26 protein-coding genes are annotated in these 21,789 nt (G+C 41.4%); 19 read left to right on the top strand and 7 right to left on the bottom strand.

Features of this window, described 5'->3' with window-relative positions; all coding sequences use genetic code 11:
- Window positions 1-148: 148 nt before the first annotated feature.
- The 5 genes from ACM0OS_RS01330 (at window position 149) to ACM0OS_RS01310 (ending at window position 3,808) form a co-directional block, all read left to right on the top strand.
- Complete coding sequence (locus tag ACM0OS_RS01330) at window positions 149-526, top strand: hypothetical protein (RefSeq protein WP_414541350.1); 378 nt, start codon at window positions 149-151, stop codon at window positions 524-526.
- A 30-nt stretch (window positions 527-556) separates the two neighbouring features.
- Entirely contained in the window at window positions 557-2,797 is a 2,241-nt protein-coding gene (locus tag ACM0OS_RS01325; RefSeq protein ID WP_414541349.1) for a caspase, EACC1-associated type, read from the top strand.
- Window positions 2,798-2,860: 63 nt separating this feature from the next.
- The gene (locus ACM0OS_RS01320; RefSeq protein WP_414541348.1) at window positions 2,861-3,049 is read left to right on the top strand and encodes a hypothetical protein; all 189 of its coding nucleotides are present in this window, start codon (window positions 2,861-2,863) and stop codon (window positions 3,047-3,049) included.
- Between the two features lie 139 nt (window positions 3,050-3,188).
- Complete coding sequence (locus ACM0OS_RS01315) at window positions 3,189-3,416, top strand: AbrB/MazE/SpoVT family DNA-binding domain-containing protein (RefSeq protein WP_414541347.1); 228 nt, start codon at window positions 3,189-3,191, stop codon at window positions 3,414-3,416.
- Window positions 3,413-3,808 (top strand): type II toxin-antitoxin system death-on-curing family toxin, encoded by a 396-nt coding sequence (locus tag ACM0OS_RS01310; protein WP_414541346.1) that lies wholly within the window; start codon window positions 3,413-3,415, stop codon window positions 3,806-3,808. The genes ACM0OS_RS01315 and ACM0OS_RS01310 overlap by 4 nt, the downstream gene beginning before the upstream one ends.
- Window positions 3,809-3,883: 75 nt before the next feature.
- Here ACM0OS_RS01310 and ACM0OS_RS01305 read toward each other — a convergent pair whose 3' ends face one another.
- Both ACM0OS_RS01305 and ACM0OS_RS01300 read right to left on the bottom strand, forming a co-directional pair.
- Window positions 3,884-4,018: a hypothetical protein gene (locus ACM0OS_RS01305; protein ID WP_414541345.1), complete on the bottom strand. Its 135-nt coding sequence runs from the start codon at window positions 4,016-4,018 to the stop codon at window positions 3,884-3,886.
- Between the two features lie 68 nt (window positions 4,019-4,086).
- Window positions 4,087-4,725: a Uma2 family endonuclease gene (locus ACM0OS_RS01300; RefSeq protein ID WP_414541344.1), complete on the bottom strand. Its 639-nt coding sequence runs from the start codon at window positions 4,723-4,725 to the stop codon at window positions 4,087-4,089.
- 425 nt (window positions 4,726-5,150) lie between these two features.
- Between ACM0OS_RS01300 and ACM0OS_RS01295 the strand changes: the two genes are divergently transcribed.
- The 4 genes from ACM0OS_RS01295 to ACM0OS_RS01280 all read left to right on the top strand — a co-directional run bounded on the left by ACM0OS_RS01295 (window position 5,151) and on the right by ACM0OS_RS01280 (window position 8,045).
- Window positions 5,151-5,870, top strand: coding sequence for a pyridoxine 5'-phosphate synthase (locus tag ACM0OS_RS01295; protein ID WP_414541343.1), 720 nt, complete (start codon window positions 5,151-5,153; stop codon window positions 5,868-5,870).
- A gap of 141 nt (window positions 5,871-6,011) precedes the next feature.
- A complete protein-coding gene (locus tag ACM0OS_RS01290) occupies window positions 6,012-6,788 on the top strand; it encodes an ester cyclase (protein ID WP_414541342.1) in 777 nt (258 codons plus the stop codon).
- Between the two features lie 80 nt (window positions 6,789-6,868).
- On the top strand, window positions 6,869-7,198 hold the full coding sequence (locus ACM0OS_RS01285) for an MgPME-cyclase complex family protein (protein ID WP_414541341.1): 330 nt from the start codon (window positions 6,869-6,871) through the stop codon (window positions 7,196-7,198).
- 151 nt (window positions 7,199-7,349) lie between these two features.
- On the top strand, window positions 7,350-8,045 hold the full coding sequence (locus tag ACM0OS_RS01280; protein ID WP_414541340.1) for a hypothetical protein: 696 nt from the start codon (window positions 7,350-7,352) through the stop codon (window positions 8,043-8,045).
- Between the two features lie 18 nt (window positions 8,046-8,063).
- On the opposite strand, the gene ACM0OS_RS01275 is transcribed toward ACM0OS_RS01280, so the two are convergent.
- The 3 genes from ACM0OS_RS01275 to folD form a co-directional block, all read right to left on the bottom strand.
- On the bottom strand, window positions 8,064-8,519 hold the full coding sequence (locus ACM0OS_RS01275; RefSeq protein ID WP_414541339.1) for a divergent PAP2 family protein: 456 nt from the start codon (window positions 8,517-8,519) through the stop codon (window positions 8,064-8,066).
- 89 nt (window positions 8,520-8,608) lie between these two features.
- Window positions 8,609-9,538, bottom strand: coding sequence for a geranylgeranyl diphosphate synthase CrtE (gene crtE / locus ACM0OS_RS01270; RefSeq protein WP_414541338.1), 930 nt, complete (start codon window positions 9,536-9,538; stop codon window positions 8,609-8,611).
- A 138-nt stretch (window positions 9,539-9,676) separates the two neighbouring features.
- Window positions 9,677-10,552, bottom strand: coding sequence for a bifunctional methylenetetrahydrofolate dehydrogenase/methenyltetrahydrofolate cyclohydrolase FolD (gene folD, locus ACM0OS_RS01265; RefSeq protein ID WP_414541337.1), 876 nt, complete (start codon window positions 10,550-10,552; stop codon window positions 9,677-9,679).
- 262 nt (window positions 10,553-10,814) lie between these two features.
- Here folD and ACM0OS_RS01260 point away from each other — a divergent pair, with 262 nt between their 5' ends.
- From ACM0OS_RS01260 to ACM0OS_RS01250, 3 genes are all read left to right on the top strand, one after another.
- The gene (locus ACM0OS_RS01260; RefSeq protein WP_414541336.1) at window positions 10,815-11,318 is read left to right on the top strand and encodes a hypothetical protein; all 504 of its coding nucleotides are present in this window, start codon (window positions 10,815-10,817) and stop codon (window positions 11,316-11,318) included.
- 21 nt (window positions 11,319-11,339) lie between these two features.
- Window positions 11,340-11,762: an NUDIX hydrolase gene (locus ACM0OS_RS01255; RefSeq protein ID WP_414541335.1), complete on the top strand. Its 423-nt coding sequence runs from the start codon at window positions 11,340-11,342 to the stop codon at window positions 11,760-11,762.
- 191 nt (window positions 11,763-11,953) lie between these two features.
- Complete coding sequence (locus tag ACM0OS_RS01250) at window positions 11,954-12,277, top strand: DUF1825 family protein (RefSeq protein WP_414541334.1); 324 nt, start codon at window positions 11,954-11,956, stop codon at window positions 12,275-12,277.
- Window positions 12,278-12,338: 61 nt separating this feature from the next.
- Here ACM0OS_RS01250 and ACM0OS_RS01245 read toward each other — a convergent pair whose 3' ends face one another.
- Window positions 12,339-14,147, bottom strand: coding sequence for a transglycosylase domain-containing protein (locus ACM0OS_RS01245; RefSeq protein WP_414541404.1), 1,809 nt, complete (start codon window positions 14,145-14,147; stop codon window positions 12,339-12,341).
- Window positions 14,148-14,434: 287 nt separating this feature from the next.
- On the opposite strand from ACM0OS_RS01245, the gene tyrS reads away from it, so the two are divergent.
- Genes tyrS through ACM0OS_RS01230 form a run of 3 tightly spaced genes read left to right on the top strand, consistent with a single transcriptional unit; the run spans window position 14,435 to window position 17,008 of the window.
- Window positions 14,435-15,625, top strand: a complete 1,191-nt coding sequence (tyrS, locus tag ACM0OS_RS01240; RefSeq protein WP_414541333.1) for a tyrosine--tRNA ligase — start codon at window positions 14,435-14,437, stop codon at window positions 15,623-15,625.
- Between the two features lie 10 nt (window positions 15,626-15,635).
- A complete protein-coding gene (pyrF, locus tag ACM0OS_RS01235) occupies window positions 15,636-16,376 on the top strand; it encodes an orotidine-5'-phosphate decarboxylase (protein WP_414541332.1) in 741 nt (246 codons plus the stop codon).
- Window positions 16,373-17,008: a hypothetical protein gene (locus ACM0OS_RS01230; RefSeq protein ID WP_414541331.1), complete on the top strand. Its 636-nt coding sequence runs from the start codon at window positions 16,373-16,375 to the stop codon at window positions 17,006-17,008. Before pyrF ends, ACM0OS_RS01230 begins: the two co-directional genes overlap by 4 nt.
- A gap of 45 nt (window positions 17,009-17,053) precedes the next feature.
- Here the strand turns inward: ACM0OS_RS01230 and ACM0OS_RS01225 are convergent, their stop codons facing one another.
- A complete protein-coding gene (locus ACM0OS_RS01225) occupies window positions 17,054-17,734 on the bottom strand; it encodes a uracil-DNA glycosylase (RefSeq protein ID WP_414541330.1) in 681 nt (226 codons plus the stop codon).
- Window positions 17,735-17,912: 178 nt separating this feature from the next.
- Between ACM0OS_RS01225 and ACM0OS_RS01220 the strand changes: the two genes are divergently transcribed.
- The 4 genes from ACM0OS_RS01220 (at window position 17,913) to ACM0OS_RS01205 (ending at window position 21,789) form a co-directional block, all read left to right on the top strand.
- The gene (locus tag ACM0OS_RS01220; RefSeq protein ID WP_414541329.1) at window positions 17,913-19,481 is read left to right on the top strand and encodes a lysostaphin resistance A-like protein; all 1,569 of its coding nucleotides are present in this window, start codon (window positions 17,913-17,915) and stop codon (window positions 19,479-19,481) included.
- A 574-nt stretch (window positions 19,482-20,055) separates the two neighbouring features.
- Complete coding sequence (locus ACM0OS_RS01215; protein ID WP_414541328.1) at window positions 20,056-20,331, top strand: TM2 domain-containing protein; 276 nt, start codon at window positions 20,056-20,058, stop codon at window positions 20,329-20,331.
- Entirely contained in the window at window positions 20,322-20,567 is a 246-nt protein-coding gene (locus ACM0OS_RS01210) for a hypothetical protein (protein ID WP_414541327.1), read from the top strand. Before ACM0OS_RS01215 ends, ACM0OS_RS01210 begins: the two co-directional genes overlap by 10 nt.
- A gap of 361 nt (window positions 20,568-20,928) precedes the next feature.
- Window positions 20,929-21,789, top strand: a complete 861-nt coding sequence (locus ACM0OS_RS01205; RefSeq protein WP_414541326.1) for a M23 family metallopeptidase — start codon at window positions 20,929-20,931, stop codon at window positions 21,787-21,789.

Below are 21,789 nucleotides of genomic sequence, written 5' to 3'. Positions count from 1 at the left end.
ATCGCTCGGCTGATGTTTCTTTGAGTACAGGCGATCGCAACACCTCTAAAAATTTACCGAAAATTTACTTAGCAGATATGATGTCGTACAAGTATACTCAGAAAATATACTTGGCTATTCGCTGCTGAAAAACTTAAAAATATACAATATGAGTTCTCAATCTAACGTCACACTCACCATCGCTCTTATCAATCCCGACTTAGATGCAGAAGAACAAGAGCGGGAAACGCGTAATCTCTTGCGAGAGATTAGAGACTTAGATGTAGAAAGCGCCAAACTCGTAGCCGTTACAGAAATACCTGAAGCCAGCAAGTCAGTAGGTGGTTTTTTGCTGGGGGTGTTAAAGGCTGAAGTCAGTATTAACAATTTTAAGAAAGTGCTGGGATTTTTAGGCGATCGCTTAGGTAATAAAACCATTGAATTAGAAGTCGAGGCTAACGGTAAAAAGCTGAAAGTCAAGGCTAGTAGTCGGGAAGAATTAACCGCCGCCATTGAACAAGCACAAAAGTTTATTTCAGGTAACTAAAAAATTCTAGTAGTCAGGAAAAATAGCGAAATGGCGAAAGTTGCACTTTTAATCGGAGTCAGCGAATACGAACTTGGTCTTACCTCATTACCATCAGCCGTCCGAGATGTCGAAGCGATGCAGCGAGTTTTACAGCATCCAGAAATTGGCAATTTTGATGAAATAAAAACACTGATAAATCCTCAAACACAAGAAATGGCAAAAGCCATAGAAACTTTATTTGATGGTCGTCAAAGAGATGATCTGATACTGCTATTTTTTTCTGGTCACGGAATCAAAGATGAAAGTGGTAAGCTCTATTTTTCCACTCGTAACACCTGTAAAACTGAAACAGGCTCACTGTTTAAAGCCACAACAGTACCAGCTAGCTTTGTCCATGATGTCATGAGTAATAGTCGCTCTAGACGCGAAGTTGTGATTTTAGATTGTTGTTTTAGTGGCGCATTTGCCGAGGGTATGCCCGCAAAAGATAATGGTTTTGTGGATGTTAAGAATCAATTAGGCGGAGAAGGAAGGGCAATTCTGACATCTTCAACTTCAACTCAATACTCATTTGAAGATACAGGAACCGATACCTCAACTTATACCCGCTATGTAGTAGAAGGATTGGAAACTGGTGCAGCAGATAAAGATGAAGATGGTTGGATAACTGTTGATGAATTGCATGAATATGCCACCAGAAAAGTGCAAGAAGCCGCACCAGCCATGAAACCGGAAATCTATCCAATTAAAGAAGGCTACACAATCTTAATCGCTAAAGCACCACTTGGTGACCCAAAGTTGGGATATCGCAAAAAAGTTGAATCTTTTTCTCGTAATGGGGAAATTTCTTCTCTAGGTCGTAGATCATTAGATCAGTTGCGAATGAACTTAAACTTATCGTCTGAAGAAGCTCTAGCAATTGAGAATGAAGTTCTACAACCTTACCGAGATTACCAAAATAGATTAAATGAGTATGAAAAAGCATATATAGAAGAAGTCGAAAAACAATTTACTCTCAGTATTGAAACTAAAAATGAGTTACAAGTGTTCCAGCAAATTTTAGCACTGAGAAATGAAGATATAGCTCCTATACTTGCAAAGTATAAACCCAGCAGTTTAAATATTTTCAAAAATATTTTTTATAGCAATTTTCTACACTATCGTATGAGAGGGATAGACACCTTTATTGTCGGAGGGATTATTGGGGCAATTGTTAGCTTTATTGTAGTCACTATGGTTCGCCCTCAATATATATCTAGATCTTGTCCTGTGAAGGAGAGGTATGTTGTAAACGATAAAATGAGTGTAGGCGAAGAAATTTTATTAACACAAGACACTAATTCAGACAAACAAGCTGGAGTTAAAGCATTTACCAATGGTGACTGTCAAACTGCTATTCAGAAATTCGAGTCTTATCGAACAGCAAATCCTACCGATCCAGAAGCATTGATTTACCTTAACAATGCTAAAGCTATTCGCAGAGGTGATCCCCTGAAAATAGCTGTAAGTGTACCCATTGGCACAAATCAAGGTGTAGCTAAAGAGATGCTACGTGGTGTAGCTCAAGCTCAAGATGAGGTGAATTTTAATGGTGGTATTAACGGTAAACTTTTAAAAGTAGCGATCGCTAATGATAATAATGACCCAAGTGAAGCCGTACAAATTGCTACAAGGGTTGGTGAAGATACCAACATATTAGCTGTTGTGGGACATAATTCTAGTAATGCTTCGCTCTCTGCTGCCCCAGTTTATCAACAATACGGGCTAGTCATGATGACTCCCACTAGCTATGCACCTAATCTCTCTAATGTGGGCAATTATATTTTCCGTACTGCCCCTAATGTTAAATCAATAGCAGATGAGGTCTCAGACTATGCCATCAAGACAGCCAGTAAAACTAATTTTCTAATGTGTTTTGATCCCCAATCTTTAGATAATTTATTGTTTAAGGATAGGTTTATTGAATCAATCAAGGCTGCTAGTGGTCAGATAAATCCCACAGATTGCAATATTTCTACTAGAAACTTTGACCCTCAAGCAATCATAGATCAAGCAGTCCGCAGTGGTGCTAATGCTTTGGTATTAGCTATCTACATAGAAAGAATCCAAGAAGGTTTAGCAATAGCGCGAGCGAATCAGCGGAAGTTAGCCGTCTTTAGTAGTTCTACTTTATTCCAGAACGACATCTTAGAAGAGGGGAAAGATATTGATGGCATGATAATTGCTATACCTTGGCATTCCCAAGCATTTCCTGACAAATCCTTTGAACAAAATGCTCGAAACCTCTAGGGTGGGACGGTAAATTGGCGAACGGCAACTTCTTATGATGCAACTAAAGCGATTATTGCAGGGTTGCAAAAAAGTAATACTCGTGAAGAACTGCAAGAGGTACTGCAAAGTCCCAGTTTTTCCATTAATGGTGCAACCGGAAAAATTCAGTTTGATAAGTCAGGCGATCGCGTGGATAATCCTATGTTTTTAGTTCAAGTGCAAAAAGAACCTGGTACTGATAAATATAAGTTTGAGCCAATTAACCCTTAGATGAGAGGATGTTTGAAAAGTTAATAGAGGAAAAAAAGCTATCAGGGCAGAAGCTGTAAATACTGTAGATATATTTCAGGAGTTGGGAATTTACAGCTAAGATAGTAATTACACTCGTAATTACATTAGCAGAAATTTTATGATACAGGCTTTAAAGTTACGCAAAATTGGTAATTCAGTAGGGGTAACATTTTCTAAGGAGTTATTAGAAAAGCTCAACCTTTCCGAAGGAGATACCCTATTTGTAACAGAAACTGAAAATGGCATCCAGCTTAGTCCTTATGACCCTGAGTTTGAGAAAGCGATGGCCATTTATAGAGAAGGTAGCCAGAAGTTCCGTCAGGCGTTGAATGAACTCGCCAAGTGAATGAACCAACTTGGCTAACAAAACAAATGATGCTGGCTATCCATAAAGATTTGATTTCTCAGTATGGCGGATTATCTGGGGTGAGAGATGTTCCGTTATTAGAAGCGAGTTTAGCCCGTCCCCGGCATAAATTTTCCTATCAACCGGAAGTTTCGCTGTTGGAATTAACAGCGGCTTATGGTTTTGCTTTATGTAACAATCATCCATTTGTGGATGGCAATAAGCGTACAGCTTTTATGGCGATGTATGTTTTTTTAGGATTGAATGCTTATAGTTTCAATGCACCAGAGCCGGAGATAGTATTAGTTATGGAAAGTTTAGCATCTGGAGAGATTGACGAAAATGCTTTGCAGGTTTGGTTAGCAAAATGTGCTGATCAATTCCATGAATAACATGATGCAATATTATCTCTTATCACTTTTCAAGCAACCTTTGAGATTATGCGATCGCACCTGAAAAAACTACCCTCACAACATATCTGGATTTTCCCCCAACTCTCTTAATCTAGCTTCTAAGGGTTCACCATCATCGAAAATTAAATCTGTAGGTGGCATGGGTGGTTTCCAGTCTACCACGACGCCTGGATTGTTCTCAGTATTCATGAGCGATCGCCTCTCTCAGAAAGCCTTATATTATTTTATGTTGGGAATTACTTGTTTAAATTAGGGAGTTATAAATTATTTTTCACCCAAATTCTAAAATTACGCATTGCTTGACTTCTACCAATAGTTAAACACTGCTGAACATATTCATTAATTAATTCCACAATCGGAATCTCTGGAAAATTAGGACTAAATGGAGATTTTATATATTTTCCCTGCTGTAATATAGAAATTTCCAAACCTTTTTTTGTATATCGCCACAGTTCAGGAACTGCCAAAATTTCATAATTGTCAAATCGAGTTCGAGAAGTAATATCAATTTCAATAGCTAAATCTGGCGGTGGATCTACAGTTAAATCTAGTCGATTTTTACCAATTACAGCCGCTTGATTTTGAATATAAAAACAAGTATCTGGTTCTACAGCTTGACGCATGAGTTCATTTTTAAGAGTTGTAGAACCAAAAGGTTCAAAATCAATATTCAGTGTTTCTAACAAAACTTTAACTAAATCACCAACAATTTCTTTATCTTTTTCATGTTCAGGTAGAGGAACCATAATTTCTAACCAGCCATTACTATAAGAAATACGTGCAGCACGTTTATCTCCCATTTCTGTCAAAATATTTTCTAACTGTTGCCAACTAATATCTTTTAACAACATTTCTTGACCTGGTTTGACGATAATTTGTTGTAGTTCTAAAAGCATATCGGCTCGGTAATTTAGGAGTAGAGAATAATGGGGAAAACAGTATGTTTTATAGTAAGATAATTTGATGTACAAGCGTAGATTAAGCCTACGAAAATTCAATTAATAATCCTGTTTCCTATAAGTAGGACGGCGTAAATAATTAAAGGTTTGTAGTGAGGACTTTAGTCCTCAAATAAGGGCTGTACTGCTTCGCAGAACCCGTAGGGTAGCCCTGACTACGAAATGAATTTTAATTATTTTACATTGCTTAACATAGTTTGATTTTTTCTCGCCGACTTACTTATATTAATCCTAAATAAGTGAAAAGAATCTTTGCCCTGTCACTGTTCCCTGTTTTCTCAATCCACATAAAATATTAACCAGCAATATCTAAATTCCGATAAAATCAAAACCTAAGGAATTATGGATAGGGAGATACAAGGGTGCCTACACTTGGCGTTAACATTGACCACATTGCCACCATCCGACAAGCAAGGCGAACAGTGGAACCAGACCCCGTAGCAGCAGCTGTACTGGCAGAACTAGGCGGTGCCGATGGCATTACCGTGCATCTGCGGGAAGATAGAAGACATATTCAAGATAGAGATGTGCAATTATTGCGGCAGACAGTGAGATCGCACCTCAACTTAGAAATGGCCGCCACAGATGAAATGGTAGGAATCGCCCTAGAAATCAAACCCGATTATGTAACTTTAGTACCCGAAAAACGGGAAGAAGTCACCACAGAAGGTGGATTAGACATAGTTGGGCAAATTGGTAGAATAGGAGAGATAGTCGATAAGTTGCAGAGTGCTAGTATTCCTGTGAGTTTATTTATCGACGCTCAAGAATCACAAATTGAAGCATCTGTCAAGGTACAAGCACAGTTTATTGAACTGCACACCGGGCAGTATGCAGAGGCTAAAACTGAAGGCGATCGCCAGCGAGAGTTAGCAGTATTAGCGAAAGGGTGTGAACAAGCGATTAAAGCTGGCTTGCGCGTGAATGCTGGTCACGGACTCACCTACTGGAACGTTTATCCGGTAGCTGCACTTCCAGGTATGGAAGAACTGAACATTGGTCATACCATTATCAGTCGGGCAGCATTAGTAGGAATAGAACGAGCAGTCCGCGAAATGAAACAAGCCATACAAGTTCAGTAGCAATTGGCATGAGCTACATCCCGTATGGAAAAAACTCATTTTCCTAGCCTCTAACCTCTTCTAGCCGCTAGCCTCTAACCAGAGGGGTTATCACTGCGAAATCCAAAAAATGTGGAGTTAAATATTTCAGCAAAAACTTCTATGACCTCAACAGAGTCTAACAGCCTGCCGCTTTGGGTACAACACAGAGATAAAGTGCTAGAACAGAGTACTGACGTTGAGTGGCGCTACGGTAAGTTTCCTGACTATACCCGCTCCAACGAAAATCTGGCTAAGGAAAGCATCAAAAATCATCCTGAAGGTTCACTAGAAGCGATCGTGCAGAACTTGGTGAGAACCTTCGATGTAGAAGCCAACTTCAAAACCAACCCCCAGCAGTGGATATCGGTCGTCAATGAAAAGTTCCGCATGAGTACCAATGGAGGCCCTAGCTACACGGTATCAGACGTGGTAGAGTCAGGTACTTACAAGCTCTTAATTGGCAACACTAAACATTACAAAGCTGCTGAGGAAAACTTTGAAACATCGACGAATCTTTTCCATACAGCATTTCCTGAAGGATTTCAATGGGAAGTGCTAGAGGTGTTTTCAGCCCCTCCCACCGTGGCCTTTAAGTGGCGGCATTGGGGTCATTTCAACGGTGTATACAAAGACCACCCACCCACAGGAGAGACAATAGAAGTTATCGGCATGAGCATTGCCCGTGTCACCGACGACTTAAAAATTCTTTCCTTAGAACACTATTACGACAACACCAAGTTCTTAGACAAGCTGACAGCAGGACGCAAGCAAGGAACTAGTGAACAAAAGCAACCAACTTTTTGGAGTTTTTTCCAACGTCTTTGGCATGGAGAAGCAAAACCCCAAACGGGTGAACTTAAAGTTAGTGCTTGTCCCTTTAGTGCTTTGATCAGGTAATTCCGGTTTAATTATTTTTTAGGGGTACAGAATACAATCCTGTACCCTGAAATTATTCAATAGCAAGCAAAGGACGAAAAATGCAAACATACTATTACGTTTTGGCAAGTCAACAGTTTTTAATACAAGAAGAACCCACCGATGAAGTGCTGAAAGAACGCACTCGTTATTACCACGAACAAGAAAAAGAAATTGATTTTTGGTTAGTCAAGCAGCCAGCTTTTTTAGAAGCACCTGAGATGGCAGATATCAGGGCAAATTGCCCCAAACCAGCCGCCGCAATTATTTCCACCAATTCCCAGTTTATTACCTGGCTCAAATTGCGTTTAGAGTACGTTGTTACCGGAGAATTTCAGGCTCCCTCTGAAACCATATCTGATCCTTTGGCCTCTCTGACATCAGTGTCTTAATATACTCTTGTATTCTTGGCAGTTGCTCACCTAGAGAAATAGGAAATGGCCAACTCCGCCAGCAAAGACAAATTAGGGTGGGTTGTTGACCTGCCCTAACATCAAGGGAACACAAAATGCACTTTTGAAATCTTGGGAAAAAACTCAATTTATGCGTTCTAATTTTGTGCAGAAATTTGATCCTTTATCCAGTGCATTAGTACTAACAACAGCAGGCTTGATAGCTAGCATGACTTCTGTCACTGCTCAACAAAATATTCCCATTTGTCAACCTCCCAGTCCTGGGGAATATCTTTTATTAATAGTCAGTCCCACGGCAAATAGTCAGACGCAGTTGCGTAAAGCCTTACCAAGTGAAATTCAAACTATAACTTGTCAATATCTCACTGATACAGTAACGCGCATCGGGGGATTTAACAGAATCGACGATGCTAATCGGTGGGCAAGATATGTCAACAATATTGTTGGGTTGTCTGCCATCGTCGCTACACGCCCTGCCGTGACAAATGCAGTACAATCTCCACCATCTACACAAACACTGGCACCGGTACCTACTCCTGTCCCCACTCAGACCATCAGCTTTAATCCCCAAGTATTAGGAGGTGGTTATGCTGTATTGGTAGATTATTTTAACCGCCCAGAGCTTGCCAATAGCGTGCAACAAGTGGTTGGAGGTAATATAGGTTTTGCTTCCTACGGACAACGCCCTTACTTGTTAGCTGTTCATACTACTAACCAACAAGAAGCATACAATACACTGCAAAAGCTCAATGAGCGTGGTTTTTTTGCTGTTTTAGTGGATAGCAGCAAGGTAATGTTACTGCGGTCAGCTGTACGTTTACAATAATTCGTAACTCCGAACTACTTAATAAGCATACCTAGCTAACCAATAAATAGTTATGCCTAATACTGAACCAGCTATTACTTGTACTGGTGTATGACCCAACAATTCCTTGAGTCGGTCTTGGCTAAAGTCTGGTTTTTCGTGGAATAATTCATCAATCATTTGATTAAGAATTCGAGCTTGCTTACCAGCCGCTTGGCGAACTCCGGCTGCATCGTACATGACGATGATGGCAAAAATTGTAGCCAAAGCAAAGTCAGGGGAAGCCCAACCAAGAGTTTGCCCAACACCTGCGGCTAGAGCTGTGACTAAAGCTGAATGGGCGCTGGGCATACCTCCGGTTGTTACTAAAACACGCACATTCAGTTTACGATTTTTGACTAGCTCAACTACGAGCTTTAATGCTTGAGCAACTAAACAAGCTACCAGAGCAACCAGCAGCACCCGGTTGTCTAAAATGTCGCCTATGTCCTGCATGGTGTTTTGGTTCGGTTAGTAAATTTAGCAGCAGTAGTTTTCTGAGGAAACATTTCGATGCAGCCCAAAATCCCCAAGCCAATATTGACCTAGTGATTGCGACTAGTAATAAAGTGAGCTAGTGCTTGGAGTGGCTGTGCCAGTTCCCCAAATGTATCTAATTCTATACAGGCGGACTCAACTAATTCTTGGGCTTTGGCGCGGGATTCTTCAATTCCCCACAAGCTAGGATAAGTCACCTTTTGAGCAATTAAGTCTTTACCTGCTGTCTTACCTAATTGCTCTTGGGTCGCAGTAACATCCAGAATATCATCGATGATCTGAAATGCCAGTCCAATATTTTGCGAATAGCGAGAAAGTCGTTGCAAATCTTCTGCTGACGCTCCTGCTACCATACCTCCACACACAACAGCAGCTTCTAAAAGGGCAGCTGTTTTATGGTTATGAATAAAATTTAGGGTTTCTAAAGAAGTATCAGACTTTCCTTCCGAGTCTAGATCAACCACTTGACCACCCACCAGACCAGCTGCACCCAATGCTTTTCCCAGACGAGCAATTACCTGTAAAACTCTTTCTCTAGCAACGCTTTCAGGGGTTTGCATGGCAACTAATTCAAATGCATAGGCCAATAAACCATCGCCAGCCAAAATTGCGATATCTTCGCCATACACCTTATGATTTGTCAGCTGACCACGACGATAATCATCATTATCCATTGCTGGCAGATCGTCATGAATTAACGACATGGTATGGATCATTTCCACAGCACAGGCTGTAGGCATAGCCATGTCAATTGTGCCACCGATCATTTCACAGGCAGCAAGGCAGAGAATGGGTCGTAAACGCTTACCGCCAGCTAATAACGAGTAGCGCATTGATTCATAAATCTTTTCTGGATAAATGATGGGAATAGACTTATCCAGGGCAGTTTCACAAAGCTTTTGTCGCTCTTTAAGATAAGCTGCCAAGTTAAAAGTGGTATCCTTTGGCATTTTCTGAAGGTTATCAGCTGCTACCATTCTTCAATTCCTTCGATTTTGGGCTGTTGGCTATTTGTGGTATACGTCACAATTTTAAGATGCTCTGGCGCTGAAAAAGTCATGAGTCAAGATTGAAGAGCTAAAAATTCAAAATTAATAACTCACCATCCATAACTCCTAACTAACTTTCTTCAAATAGCTGGCAACTGTATTTTGCAATAAAATGGCGACAGTCATGGGGCCAACACCACCAGGAACCGGAGTGATAAATTCTGCCACGCTAGCAGTTGATTCCCAGTGAATATCACCAACTAAGCGACTTTTGCCACTAGCATCTGTAACGCGATTCATCCCCACATCTACCACAACAGCGCCCGCTTTCACCATCTCGGCTGTAATTAATCCTGGACGACCTACCGCAGCGATGAGAATATCAGCACTCTTAGTGATACTACTGAGGTCTTGCGATCGCGAATGAGCAATAGTAACAGTAGCATCAGCTTCCAGTAACATCAAGGCCATGGGCTTACCCACCAAGATACTACGTCCCACCACCACAGCTTGTTTTCCCTGTAAAGGAATTTTATATTCCTGCAATAACCGCATGACACCAGCTGGTGTACAACTACGTAAACCGTCTTCCCCCCGCACTAACCGCCCCAAGTTCACTGGGTGTAAACCATCAGCATCTTTATCTGGATCTATCTTATTCAGCAGGGCCACAGAATCCAAGTGGTCAGGCAAGGGTAACTGTACCAGAATGCCATCCACCCGTTCATCCTGGTTAAGTGCAGCAATCATTTCCTCTAGTTCTGCTTGAGTCGTTTCTGTCGGAAAATGCTTGCCAAAAGAAGCAATCCCGACCTTAGCGCAAGCGCGTTCTTTATTGCGTACATAAGCCGCTGAAGCTGGATTATCGCCCACCATGAGTACAGCTAAACCAGGAGGTCGTCCAACTTTTACTTGTAATTGTGTAGTTAGAGCAGATAATTCCTGATGAATTTTTTCAGCTAAAGCTTTACCATCGAGAAGTTTGGCAGTTTTTATTTCCATGAAAATCCCCAGAAGACTCGCCTTAATACCAAATTTCAATTGTTTGTAGCGGAGTCAACAGTTACAAATAATGTTTGCCTATTGACTATTGATGGAGTTGCTGTTTGTTGCCGTAGCGTCTCTCCACTGTTCATCTTCTCAGATTCAATGCCTCAAGGGAATGGGGCGATGGAGGAGATGAGGAAGAAAAATTGTAGGACTGGCCGTCCGTCTTCCCTTCTGTACCCTGTCCCCCTGCTTTTTCACCCCAGTCCCCACCTCTGTGACTAAAAAGAAGGGAACTGACACCAACAAACTGGCGACAAAGCAAGCATTAATACATAAATTTTCTCAACCAATGGCTGTCATGCAACCTCAGAAAAACTTTTTACTTTCGTTTTTAAACAGGCGTAGCATGATTTCTTGCCGCCTAGGACTTACATTGTTACTTGTAGTTGGACTTTTTGGTTGTGGTTATTTGACAACACCTGGACTACAAGCCAGTAACTTAAGTTTTGGCAGCAATGTCACGCCAATTCGGTCAATAAAACCAGAACAAGAACAGCAGGATACCACCGTTTATGTGCAAGGTAAGGTAGAAACACAAGTACCCCTATTGAATCAGTGGGCATATCAAATTAACGATTCCACAGGCAAAATTTGGGTCGTCACGAATCAGCCCAATCTTCAAGAAGGACAGCAAATAGTAATTAAAGGTAAAGTTCGTTACAAAAGTATTCCCTTAGCTAACCAAGAGTTTGGGGAAATATACATAGAAGAAAAGTAATATTTTTACAAAAATCTCATTATGAAAAAGCCCCCAGTACATGTAGCGATCGCAATTCTCTACCAAGACGACAAGTTTCTCATGCAACTGCGAGATAATATCCCTGGGATTCTCTACCCTGGTTACTGGGGGCTATTTGGTGGTCATATTGAACCAGGCGAAACGCCAGATGTAGCTGTGAAGCGAGAGGTATTAGAAGAAATTACCTACACCCTACCACCATATTTTGAATTTGGCTGTTATGCCGATGATGTAGCTATTCGTCATGTTTTTCATGCACCGCTCTTAGTCGAATTGAATCAACTCACCTTAAACGAAGGGTGGGATATGGGTTTATTAACGCCAAAAGATATTCAACAGGGTCAGTATTATTCATCAATAGCCGATGAAGTCAGACCTTTAGGCCCCATACATCAGCAAATTATGCTGGATTTTATAAATTAGTCATAGGAAAAAAATTCCCTAGCCTCTAGTCGCTAATTCCTAGCCCCTAGCCCCAGTCAAGTGTTGAAATTCCGGTAAAAAACCGTACGTAAACCGAAACGTATTCCCTAGATGAATCCCCTAGACTAGAATAAAAATAGAGGCAAAACTATACGCTGCTGAGTCTAAATACTCAGTTGAATATAAGCAAAATGGGATTCTTTGACTCTGATATCGTTCAGCAAGAAGCAAAACAGCTGTTTGAAGATTATCAAGCGCTGATCAACCTTGGCAACAACTACGGCAAGTTTGATCGCGAAGGTAAGAAGCTGTTTATTGACCAGATGGAAGCTATGATGGATCGCTATCGCGTCTTTATGAAGCGATTTGAACTGTCAGAAGATTTCATGGCACAGATGACAGTGCAGCAACTCAAAACTCAGTTAGGGCAATTTGGTGTGACTCCGCAACAGATGTTTGAGCAGATGAACCTTACCCTAGAGCGGATGAAAACTGAGTTAGAAAAACAGCCATAGTGAATTTAAAATTCTACATTTGGGATTTTGGATGGGCAATTATCCAAAATCCACAGTTTATTTATGATTTGGGGCGCGGAAACTGAGAAGGTGGCTTAAAGTTTTCCGAAGGTACCCCTTTGAGGGCTTGCTGCATAAAATCTTTCCAAATGGGAGCTACCATCCCACCACCTGTAGCGCCTCTAGCTAATGGTCTATTATCATCCCTCCCCACCCAAACAGCAGTGGTTAACTGGGGTACAGTACCCACATACCAAATATCTCTTTCAGAAGAAGTTGTTCCTGTCTTCCCAGCATTGGGGCGACCGATATCGGCACCTCTACCAGTACCTTCACTCACTACTGAACGCATCACGTCGATAGTCGCTGCCGATGCCCATTGGTCTAGAACTAGCTGGGGTTTGGGCGTATTATCTAACAAGATATTGCCACTGCTGTCGGTAACACGAGCCATAACCGTCGCTGGAGATTGCCATCCATAATTGGCAAAGGTGGCATAAGCACTAGCCATTTCTAATGGTGTCATTCCTATAGCACCCAAAGGTAAGGAAGTCACTGGTTCCATTGGACTCGTAATTCCTAAGGTACGGCAAACTTCTACGACTTTATTCATGCCTATAGTCATACCTAGCTTAATCACAGGAATATTCCGAGATTGGGCTAAAGCCGTGCGAATAGACATTGGGCCTTTAAAGCTACTATCATAGTTTCTCGGACTATACCAACCGCTACCATCCCGGTAACGGACTGGTGTATCTTGCACAATTGAGTCTGGAGCAAATTTACCAGTAGCAAAGGCAGCATAATATACAAATGGTTTAAAAGCAGAGCCTGGTTGCCGCTGGGCTTGAATTGCCCGGTTGAATTCGCTGCTTCTGGAGTTCACACCGCCCACTAATGCCTTAACAAAATGTGTACGGGGATCAACAGCTACTAAAGCAATTTGATTATTACGTAAACCTTGACCAGACAGGGATTTATGCCATTTGCTGACAGTTTGTTCTGCCATCGTTTGGAACTCAGCATCAACTGTAGTTTGCACCCGCATTCCACCTTTAAGCAGTGCCTCGCGCCCGAACTTCTGAGCTAATTCTTGAGAGACAGCATTGGTCACATAAGGTAGGGCGCTACCTTGAAATGACCTGATTCTGCCTAATTTGATTTCTTGTTTGAGAGCATCATCATATTCTTGCTGGCTAATCCACTTCAAGTCCAGCATCCGCCCCAAAACTTCCTTTTGTTTTTGTTTTGCCAATCTCTCACTGGCAAACGGGCTGAATTCTTCTGGCGCTTGAATTAAACCCGCCATCATTGCTGACTCAGCCAAGTTTAAAATTTCTGCTGACTTGTCAAAGTAAGTGCGTGCTGCTGTTTGGACACCATAGTTATTGTGACCCCAATAAACTTGATTGAGGTACATTTCTAGAATTTGGTCTTTGCTGAGAATTTGTTCTAGGCGAATTGCCAGTACCCCTTCAGCTAACTTCCGAGTAAAAGCACGTCTTTGAGATAAGAACAAATTTTTCACCAGCTGCATGGTGATGGTGGAACCTCCCTCCCGCACACCACCTGCTGCCAAGTTAACTATTAAAGCCCGTCCTACACCGCTAGGATTGATACCGTGGTGATCATAAAAATGACCATCTTCACTAGCTAATACCGCCCGTTTTAAATGGGGGGAAATTCTATCTAGGGGCATGACTTCTCGGTTAGCTTCACCGTGGATACTCGCTAACAGTTTGCCTTTAATGTCATAGATATATGTTGTTTCTGATGGTAAAAAGTTACGCAGCTGCCTCACATCTGGCAAGTTCCGGAAACTAATGGCCAGTCCAACCAGCCCTCCAGCTACAATAGAGCTTGCCAGCATCGTAATTGATAGTAGAGTACCGCCAGTGATCTGACCTACTCCTTTCAAAAACTCAAAACCTGGTGAAGCCTGACGTTGTGTTTGCTTATTTGTAAAAGTCCTAGAAGACGACACGGCGTTCTTATTTCCTCACTTGTAAATGTAACTGTAATTTATTTCATGAAGCAGGGCGGTTAATTTTTTGCAATTATATTAATTTGGCAGATTCAAAAACGGACAAATTGCCAGTGAACATAACCAACCTAACTTATAAAGTAAAAAGCGTAGTTGATAGCGAATCTCTGAGTATGACACAAGATTTTTCGTGGTTGCATCGTGGGACAGTAGAAATTTTTCCCCAATCAAATGATGCTGAAAGTGAAAGTTTAGAGAAGCGCTTGGTAACTACCAATCGACCTTTGAGGGTCAAATTGGGCATTGACCCCACAGGTGCTGATATTCACCTTGGTCATAGCATACCAGTACGCAAACTGCGAGCATTTCAAGATGCTGGTCATACAGCAGTTCTAATTATTGGTGATTTTACGGCACGGATTGGCGATCCGACGGGTAAATCTGAGGTGCGTCGTCAGCTGAGTGAAGCAGACGTAAAACACAATGCTCAAACTTACCTTGACCAAGTGCGCCCTATTTTGGATTTTGACACACCAGGCCGGTTGGAAGTGCGTTATAACTCCGAATGGCTTTCCCAGCTTAATTTGGGTAAAGTTTTAGAGTTACTTTCTACCATGACGGTAGGGCAGATGTTAGCGAAAGAGGGATTCGCTGAACGCTATAAAAAAGAGAATCCGATTTTTATCCATGAGTTCCTATATCCGTTGATGCAAGGCTATGATTCTGTAGCTGTCGAGGCAGATGTGGAGTTAGGGGGAACTGATCAAAAGTTTAACATTGCTGTAGGTAGAGATTTGCAACGCCATTTTGGGCAAAAGCCGCAATTTGGGTTACTGCTGCCGATTTTAATTGGTACAGATGGTGTGCAAAAAATGTCCAAGTCTCTAAGTAATTATGTGGGCTTATCGGAACATCCGGCACAAAAATATCAAAAATTACAAGGTGTTCCCGACAATTTGCTGTCACAGTATTTTGAACTATTGACGAATTTACCTTTGGAGAAGTTGCCAGAAAATCCCCGCGATCGCCAGATGCTTTTAGCCTGGGAAGTGGTAAAACAGTACAACGGTGAAACAGCCGCTAATGAAGCGAAAGAAGCCGCCAAAAGTGGTGGAAAAGAAGGTGCTGTACCAGAATTTTCGTTAGCAGGAGGAACACAGTTTCCCGCCAAATTAGCATATCTGCTCAATGTCAGCGGCTTATGCAAAAGTACTGGGGAAGGTAAGCGAAAAATTCAAGAAGGTGGGGTACGCTTAGATGGCGATCGCATTACTGATGTTGATACCATTTTTGAGCAGCCTAGTGAATTACACGGACGAGTGCTGCAAGTTGGTAAAAATAAGTTTGTCCGCCTTGTGAATTAACTAATGACTAATGATTTATCCTGAGCCTAGCCGAAGGGCTAATAATCAAATAATTGTGCCTTTAGATGTGCCGGATCTGCAAAGTGCGATCGCTCTTGTGGATCGATTGCCGCAAGTTAGTTTCTGGAAAGTGGGTTTAGAATTATTTACGAGTTCTGGCCCCACCATCCTGGAAGTTTTAAAATCTCGGCAAAAGCGCATTTTTCTAGATTTGAAGTTTCACGATATCCCCAACACTGTGGCTGGGGCTTGTCGTAGTGCGGCTAGTTACGGAGTAGATTTATTGACCATTCACGCCACGGCTGGCAGAGATGCCCTCAAAGCTGCCACGGAAGCGGTACAGGTAGGGGCTGCACAAGCTGGTGTCAAACCACCTCAATTAATTGCCATTACTCTGCTAACAAGTATCTCTACTAGACAACTGGCTTTTGATTTGAAAATTCCTCTAGAACTGCCAGAATATGCCTTAGAAATGGCACTCATAGCCCAAGAGTCGGGGTTAAATGGCGCAGTATGTTCGCCCCAAGAGGCGGCACAGTTACGGCAAACTTGTGGAAATGACTTTTTGCTCGTTTGTCCGGGGGTGAGGCCCACTTGGGCAGAGAAAACAGATCAAAAGCGATCGCTTACCCCAGCCCAAGCCATCCAAGCTGGTGCAGATTATTTGGTAATTGGTCGTCCTATCACTGCGGCTGCTGAACCTGAGTTAGCCTGGAACAAGATTGTTGAGGAGTTAACTACAGTGCTATGAAGGCAACAGCAACAGTCCAAAAGAAAAATTATGGCTTGTGGCTTGTAGTTTTTGCTTTGTGTCTTGTAGCAGCAGATAGCATTAATAACTCAGTGTTTGCCCATACACCTGTTTTAGCAACTCAAAAGAAAAACATTAAAGATGGTCTGAGTTCTGTTTGTTCTGAGCAAAATTCTGAAAATTTAACTACTCAATTATTGCGGGATTTACCTAGTTATGCTAATCGCGTAACTCAACGCGCCCGGCGTCGCAGCAGAAGCAGTGATATTTACAGTTATATGTTGGTTGCAGGAAAACCTGAGTTTCAACCTCTACCTCTTAACCCTGGTGGATATCACTCAGATCATCAAAAAAATGCCACAACAGAAGTTGATCAGGTTTTTTTTACTACTTTAGAACGGCAGTACATTGGTGGTAAAGCAGTAGAATCACAGCAATTTCATTGGCTGCTATTGACAAAAACTCAAAGTGGTTGGCGTTTGATCATGATGTTTACCCAAATGGGTGCGTATCCCCAACAACAAGTAGTATCACCACCACGGGATAGTAGTAATGGCGTTGTAGCCCAAGCCGTGAAAACTTGGTTGCGTGATTGTCAAGCAGGAAGTGTGCGGATGCGTACTGGGGTTTGAAAGTAAAAAAAATACCTAACAAAGGAATAAGTTAAGTTGAGAATTTTAACTATTTTTTCTAATTTCATCCAGCTTGGCACGTACTGCTTGGATATCTTGCCACATCAACCATTTAGGCGCACCTTTTTCTTTTGAAGGATTACGCAACAAGTAAGAAGGGTGAAAAATTGGCATACACAAACGCCCTTCCCACTCTAACCACTGACCGCGAATTTTCGTAATCCCTCGCTTATCACCAGTTATCCCTTTGACGGCAGTTGCACCTGTTAATAAAATCATCTTTGGGTCAACAAGGCGAATTTGTTCTAATAAGTAGGGTTTACAAGCCGCCATTTCGTCAGGGGTGGGGACTCGATTATTTGGTGGACGGCATTTATTGATATTGGCAATGTATACATCATGTTCGGTACTCAGATTCACAGATGCCAAGATTTTTTCTAGCAACTGGCCTGATCTACCGACAAATGGTAAACCTGTTTCATCTTCGTTTTGGCCTGGTGCTTCCCCGATAACCATGATTGGTGCTTGGAGGTTACCGCGTCCCACAACAGCATGAGTCCTGGTGTCTCCCAAACTGCAACGGTGGCACTGATTGCAATGCTGTGCCAATTCGGTCATATTATTGTATGTCCCGGACGTAATGGGAATTTTCGCGTCTGTGGGAATTAAATCTTGTTGGTTCGAGTTGGAGTTATCAAAGAGACTGAGTTGGATTTCGCTACTCATGAAAATCGGGATATTGGGTCAGCACCAGATGCTTATATGAGTATTGTATCAGTGACTTTGTGAGGACTAAAGTCCTAAATACAAACCTAATATTGATGAGATATATCAACCTCTGGCTTTTTCTTGCGATAATTTCCAAGGGGGATGCTTTGCCCTCTAACGTTCCAAAGGGGTATAGATGACAATTAAGCGGTTGGTTTTATTTTTTGTCCTGACACCGATAGCAGTTGTGTTGTCAGTTTCGTCTTTATTTGGTAGTTGGCAACAACCCCAGTTTCAAAGTCGCTTAGAACTGTATCAAACCAACATTGCGCTGCAAGCACAAGCTTGGCAACCAGAAGAGATTAATGATCAGAATTTGCAGACGATTCGGCAATCAATACTGGGTGAACAACCGCTAGAAAGTGCTACAAAGCAATATCAAGCAGCACGTGAATCAGTTCAAGCTAATTTAGATAAAGCTCAAAACCAACTGGGACAACCAAAAACGCTACCCATTCCCCCTAAACCTTTACCAACAAACTCTCTCGAAACTCAAACGCCTAGCCAGGAAAAGCCGCAAAAATTGCAGCAGTCTCTTCAGCAACTACAAAAGTTACTGGCTGAATTAGATTTACGACTGGGAATTTTACAAGCAAAGCAAGGACAGACAGATACAGCCATCGAGAGTTGGAGTAAATTACAGCAAGCTACTGATATTAATGCTGAATTTCCCGAAACGGCAGCTGTGTTAAGTGGTTTGTGGAGTGATCCTCCGCGGATTCTGCCTAATGCTCAACAGGTGATCCAAAAAAATTTAGATGGTTGGTTTCGTTCTACTGCTTTAATTCAACTATACGAACTTCAGCAACGACAAGAAGCTTTAGCTACAGTTCAAGCTGTACAACAAGAAGCGGCGGCTGAAGCTGTGGGCAAATTAGTCTTGATTGGCACAATTCCCACACTAGCAGCATTAATTGGTCTAATATTACTAGTTTTCTTAATAGGTCAGCGTTTGTGGAAGGGTAAAGCTGCTATTTTTGCTCAAAATGCCGATTTACCTTGGTCAACTCCTTGGGATGTGGAAACGATTCTACAGGTTTTTGTTGTCGGCTTTTTCTTCATGGGGCAACTTTTTGTACCCTCTTTGTTATTGCTACTTCCCATCCCCCGTCCCATTGTTAATGTCAGACTTCAGGCTTTGTCTGTGTTGGTAAGTTACATGATGGTGGCCGCAGGTGCGTTGGGGGTGCTTTATTTTTCACTCAAGCGCTTTTTTCCCTTACCAGAAAACTGGTTTCGCTTCCGGTTGGCAGATAAATGGTTTTTGTGGGGATTTGGTGGTTATTGTGCGGCTTTACCAATAGTGGTGGTGGTGTCATTAATTAATCAACAGCTATGGCAAGGACAAGGTGGTAGTAACCCCTTATTGCAACTAGCTTTGGAAAGTCGAGATACTGTGGCTTTGGGAATGTTTTTCTTTACAGCTGCGATCGCAGCTCCTATTTTTGAAGAACTATTGTTTCGGGGCTTTTTATTACCTTCTTTGACTCGTTATGTACCCGTGTGGGCATCAATTATACTCAGCAGTTTGTTATTTGCGATCGCTCACCTCAGCTTGTCGGAAATTCTGCCCCTCACAGCTTTAGGTATCGTTTTAGGGGTAGTTTACACGCGATCGCGTAATCTCTTAGCACCTATGCTGCTTCATAGTCTATGGAATAGTGGTACTTTACTCAGTCTATTTCTCTTGGGCAGCGGTAATTAAAATAACGTTGATTTACGGTTAGAAAATATCAAAACATTTGGTTTTGTCTGCATATGCACTCATCATCAAATATTTTTTATATGGCTATTTTCAGTATCAGTGTACTGTTGGTAAATATCATTACCGCAATCTCGTAAAATAGAAGACAAAATATCTGGGTAAAGATTTAGTATTATCTAGATCAGTTAGGCGATCGCTAAAATATTTCTTGCCCTCCTCAGACATAAATTAGATGGCAAGAGATAATAAATAACTATCTCAAAAAAGTCCGGACATAAAACTAATGGACTTGTAAAATTTGGTATGGTCAAACTCTTTTGACGACAAAAAATTCAGTTCAGAAAATTTGCATAAAAAATACCCGAATTTAGATATTTTCAGTATCGCAAAATAAGGACTTAATTATTTGCTTGATTTCTTATGAATTTGGGCAAATTAGTAATCGTTATCGATACAAAAATGTATTCACATTAACAAAAAATTCAACTTATTTTTACAAATTAAATATATTTTCTGTACATAATTAAAATTAAAATTTTAGTTCTATATTCACTTTTTTAGGAACAGCAACCAGATGACAAATTTCAACCCTAGCCAACCTATTAAACAACTTCTAGCTGGTTACTGCGGCATTATCCTTGGAGGTTTTGGCATTCATAAATTTATTTTAGGCTATGCCCAGGAAGGATTTATCATGCTTGTTATTTCTTTAATTGGGGGTTCTTTTACTTACGGCGTTAGTTTATTAATCATGCAGCTTGTAGGTTTAATGGAAGGCATGATCTACCTAAATAAATCACCCGAAGGATTTGTCAATACTTACCTGCTACGTAAACAGGGATGGTTTTAGACCTTTCTCTGACTGACTATCTATCCTGGGGCATATTTGTAATTTATTTAACTGGGATGCTAACTATTAAACGTAAATATTTTTCCTGGACACTTTTCTTGTTAGTAGGGATGGGTTATTTTAGCGCCATGTCTAGTTTAGAACTCAACTATTTTTGGAAAAGCCTGATTGCCATCATGCCGATACAAGTTATAGCCATTGTCTACACAACTTATCTGCGTTGGAATCGGAGTTGAATTGTCAATCGATAATCTAAACCTCGTCTATTGTCAAAAGTAGCGTTTTTGTCATTGCGACTTCAGGAAGCAATCTCACCATCTTGGTTACCGTAGAAAAGGTTTAGTAGTCCTAACCCTTGAGGATTTTTCACAATTAAATGACTGATTCTTACCTACGTAGGTAGGCTTTCCTGGGGGAAGCAATCGGCTAGTCTAGGTTTGTCTATACCCTGATTCCCAGTCTCAGGGGCTATGAAATAAACTCACGTTGACACAGGTTATTAAACAAAAGTTGCCAATTTGACACATATACTCTCCTGATGAAGTCAGTGTTAAGTTGAAACAACAAAATAACCAGCAAGTGTCTACACGTTGAGTTATGAAAAAAATTATTTACACTATTCGTCGATTTTGTACTTATGCCTTAATTGGGATCACATCCTTAATCCTTGTACTCAGTCTCAATACCTCCGCCCTGACTCAGATAGCAAAAGATTCTTCAGCGCCAAATATTCCCTCGGCTGCTAACTTCATTTGGCCGACTCAAGGTTATATTTCTCAAGGCTTCCGTAAATATCAACATGAAGGAATTGATATTGCTGGGCCATCAGGAACTCCCATTGTTGCTGTGGCATCCGGTACAGTTGTCAAAGCGAGTTGGGACAACTGGGGATTAGGGAATGCTGTAGAAATTAAACATTTGGATGGAAGTATCACAGTTTATGGTCATAATCGGCGTTTGTTGGTTAGTAAGGGTCAACAGGTAAATCAAGGCCAAATAATTGCTGAAATGGGTTCTACAGGTAATAGTTCCGCACCCCATCTGCATTTTGAAATTTATCCCAATGGTCGGATAGCGGCTGATCCCTCTCGCCTCTTAGTGTCTACAACCGCACAGATAACAACACCCCATCCCCAACAAACAGTTTCACCTCCGCCACAAATTTCTGTAAATCTGGCACCTGTGAATGTAGAAACTAAATGCACTGGATTCACGATTATTCAAGGTGAAACTGCAAACAATCTGATCAAAGTCTGTGAAAATAACGGGGAACTATTTTATGTTGGGCAGTTAAAGCAAGACTTAAGCCAGCCCATTAAAATTACGGCTAGAAATATTGGTCAAGATAAATATCGTGCAGATAATGGTAGTTTTTCGTACTTAGTTAGTCCTCAAGGTGTAGAAGTCTGGCGTAACGGTATTCTTCTGCGGACTGATATTTTTAATACTTCCAAGTGA

Origin of the sequence: Nostoc sp. CCY0012 (assembly GCF_963920855.1) — a bacterium.
Taxonomy (GTDB): Bacteria; Cyanobacteriota; Cyanobacteriia; order Cyanobacteriales; family Nostocaceae; genus Cyanocohniella.
Note: the sequence above shows the minus strand (reverse complement) of the source record. Positions and strands in the feature narration are given on the sequence as shown.

What these genes read in the sequence shown, in the direction of transcription:
- tyrS (WP_414541333.1), top strand. Translation starts at nt 14,435, where the DNA reads ATGACACAAGATTTTTCGTGGTTGCATCGTGGGACAGTAGAAATTTTT.
- ACM0OS_RS01230 (WP_414541331.1), top strand. Translation starts at nt 16,373, where the DNA reads ATGAAGGCAACAGCAACAGTCCAAAAGAAAAATTATGGCTTGTGGCTT.
- ACM0OS_RS01245 (WP_414541404.1), bottom strand. Translation starts at nt 14,147, where the DNA reads ATGCTGGCAAGCTCTATTGTAGCTGGAGGGCTGGTTGGACTGGCCATT.
- ACM0OS_RS01250 (WP_414541334.1), top strand. Translation starts at nt 11,954, where the DNA reads ATGGGATTCTTTGACTCTGATATCGTTCAGCAAGAAGCAAAACAGCTG.
- ACM0OS_RS01280 (WP_414541340.1), top strand. Translation starts at nt 7,350, where the DNA reads ATGCGTTCTAATTTTGTGCAGAAATTTGATCCTTTATCCAGTGCATTA.
- ACM0OS_RS01215 (WP_414541328.1), top strand. Translation starts at nt 20,056, where the DNA reads ATGACAAATTTCAACCCTAGCCAACCTATTAAACAACTTCTAGCTGGT.
- ACM0OS_RS01305 (WP_414541345.1), bottom strand. Translation starts at nt 4,018, where the DNA reads ATGAATACTGAGAACAATCCAGGCGTCGTGGTAGACTGGAAACCACCC.
- ACM0OS_RS01225 (WP_414541330.1), bottom strand. Translation starts at nt 17,734, where the DNA reads ATGAGTAGCGAAATCCAACTCAGTCTCTTTGATAACTCCAACTCGAAC.
- crtE (WP_414541338.1), bottom strand. Translation starts at nt 9,538, where the DNA reads ATGGTAGCAGCTGATAACCTTCAGAAAATGCCAAAGGATACCACTTTT.
- ACM0OS_RS01325 (WP_414541349.1), top strand. Translation starts at nt 557, where the DNA reads ATGGCGAAAGTTGCACTTTTAATCGGAGTCAGCGAATACGAACTTGGT.
- ACM0OS_RS01330 (WP_414541350.1), top strand. Translation starts at nt 149, where the DNA reads ATGAGTTCTCAATCTAACGTCACACTCACCATCGCTCTTATCAATCCC.
- ACM0OS_RS01315 (WP_414541347.1), top strand. Translation starts at nt 3,189, where the DNA reads ATGATACAGGCTTTAAAGTTACGCAAAATTGGTAATTCAGTAGGGGTA.
- ACM0OS_RS01220 (WP_414541329.1), top strand. Translation starts at nt 17,913, where the DNA reads ATGACAATTAAGCGGTTGGTTTTATTTTTTGTCCTGACACCGATAGCA.
- ACM0OS_RS01290 (WP_414541342.1), top strand. Translation starts at nt 6,012, where the DNA reads ATGACCTCAACAGAGTCTAACAGCCTGCCGCTTTGGGTACAACACAGA.
- ACM0OS_RS01300 (WP_414541344.1), bottom strand. Translation starts at nt 4,725, where the DNA reads ATGCTTTTAGAACTACAACAAATTATCGTCAAACCAGGTCAAGAAATG.
- ACM0OS_RS01210 (WP_414541327.1), top strand. Translation starts at nt 20,322, where the DNA reads ATGGTTTTAGACCTTTCTCTGACTGACTATCTATCCTGGGGCATATTT.
- ACM0OS_RS01275 (WP_414541339.1), bottom strand. Translation starts at nt 8,519, where the DNA reads ATGCAGGACATAGGCGACATTTTAGACAACCGGGTGCTGCTGGTTGCT.
- ACM0OS_RS01255 (WP_414541335.1), top strand. Translation starts at nt 11,340, where the DNA reads ATGAAAAAGCCCCCAGTACATGTAGCGATCGCAATTCTCTACCAAGAC.
- ACM0OS_RS01205 (WP_414541326.1), top strand. Translation starts at nt 20,929, where the DNA reads ATGAAAAAAATTATTTACACTATTCGTCGATTTTGTACTTATGCCTTA.
- ACM0OS_RS01285 (WP_414541341.1), top strand. Translation starts at nt 6,869, where the DNA reads ATGCAAACATACTATTACGTTTTGGCAAGTCAACAGTTTTTAATACAA.
- folD (WP_414541337.1), bottom strand. Translation starts at nt 10,552, where the DNA reads ATGGAAATAAAAACTGCCAAACTTCTCGATGGTAAAGCTTTAGCTGAA.
- pyrF (WP_414541332.1), top strand. Translation starts at nt 15,636, where the DNA reads ATGATTTATCCTGAGCCTAGCCGAAGGGCTAATAATCAAATAATTGTG.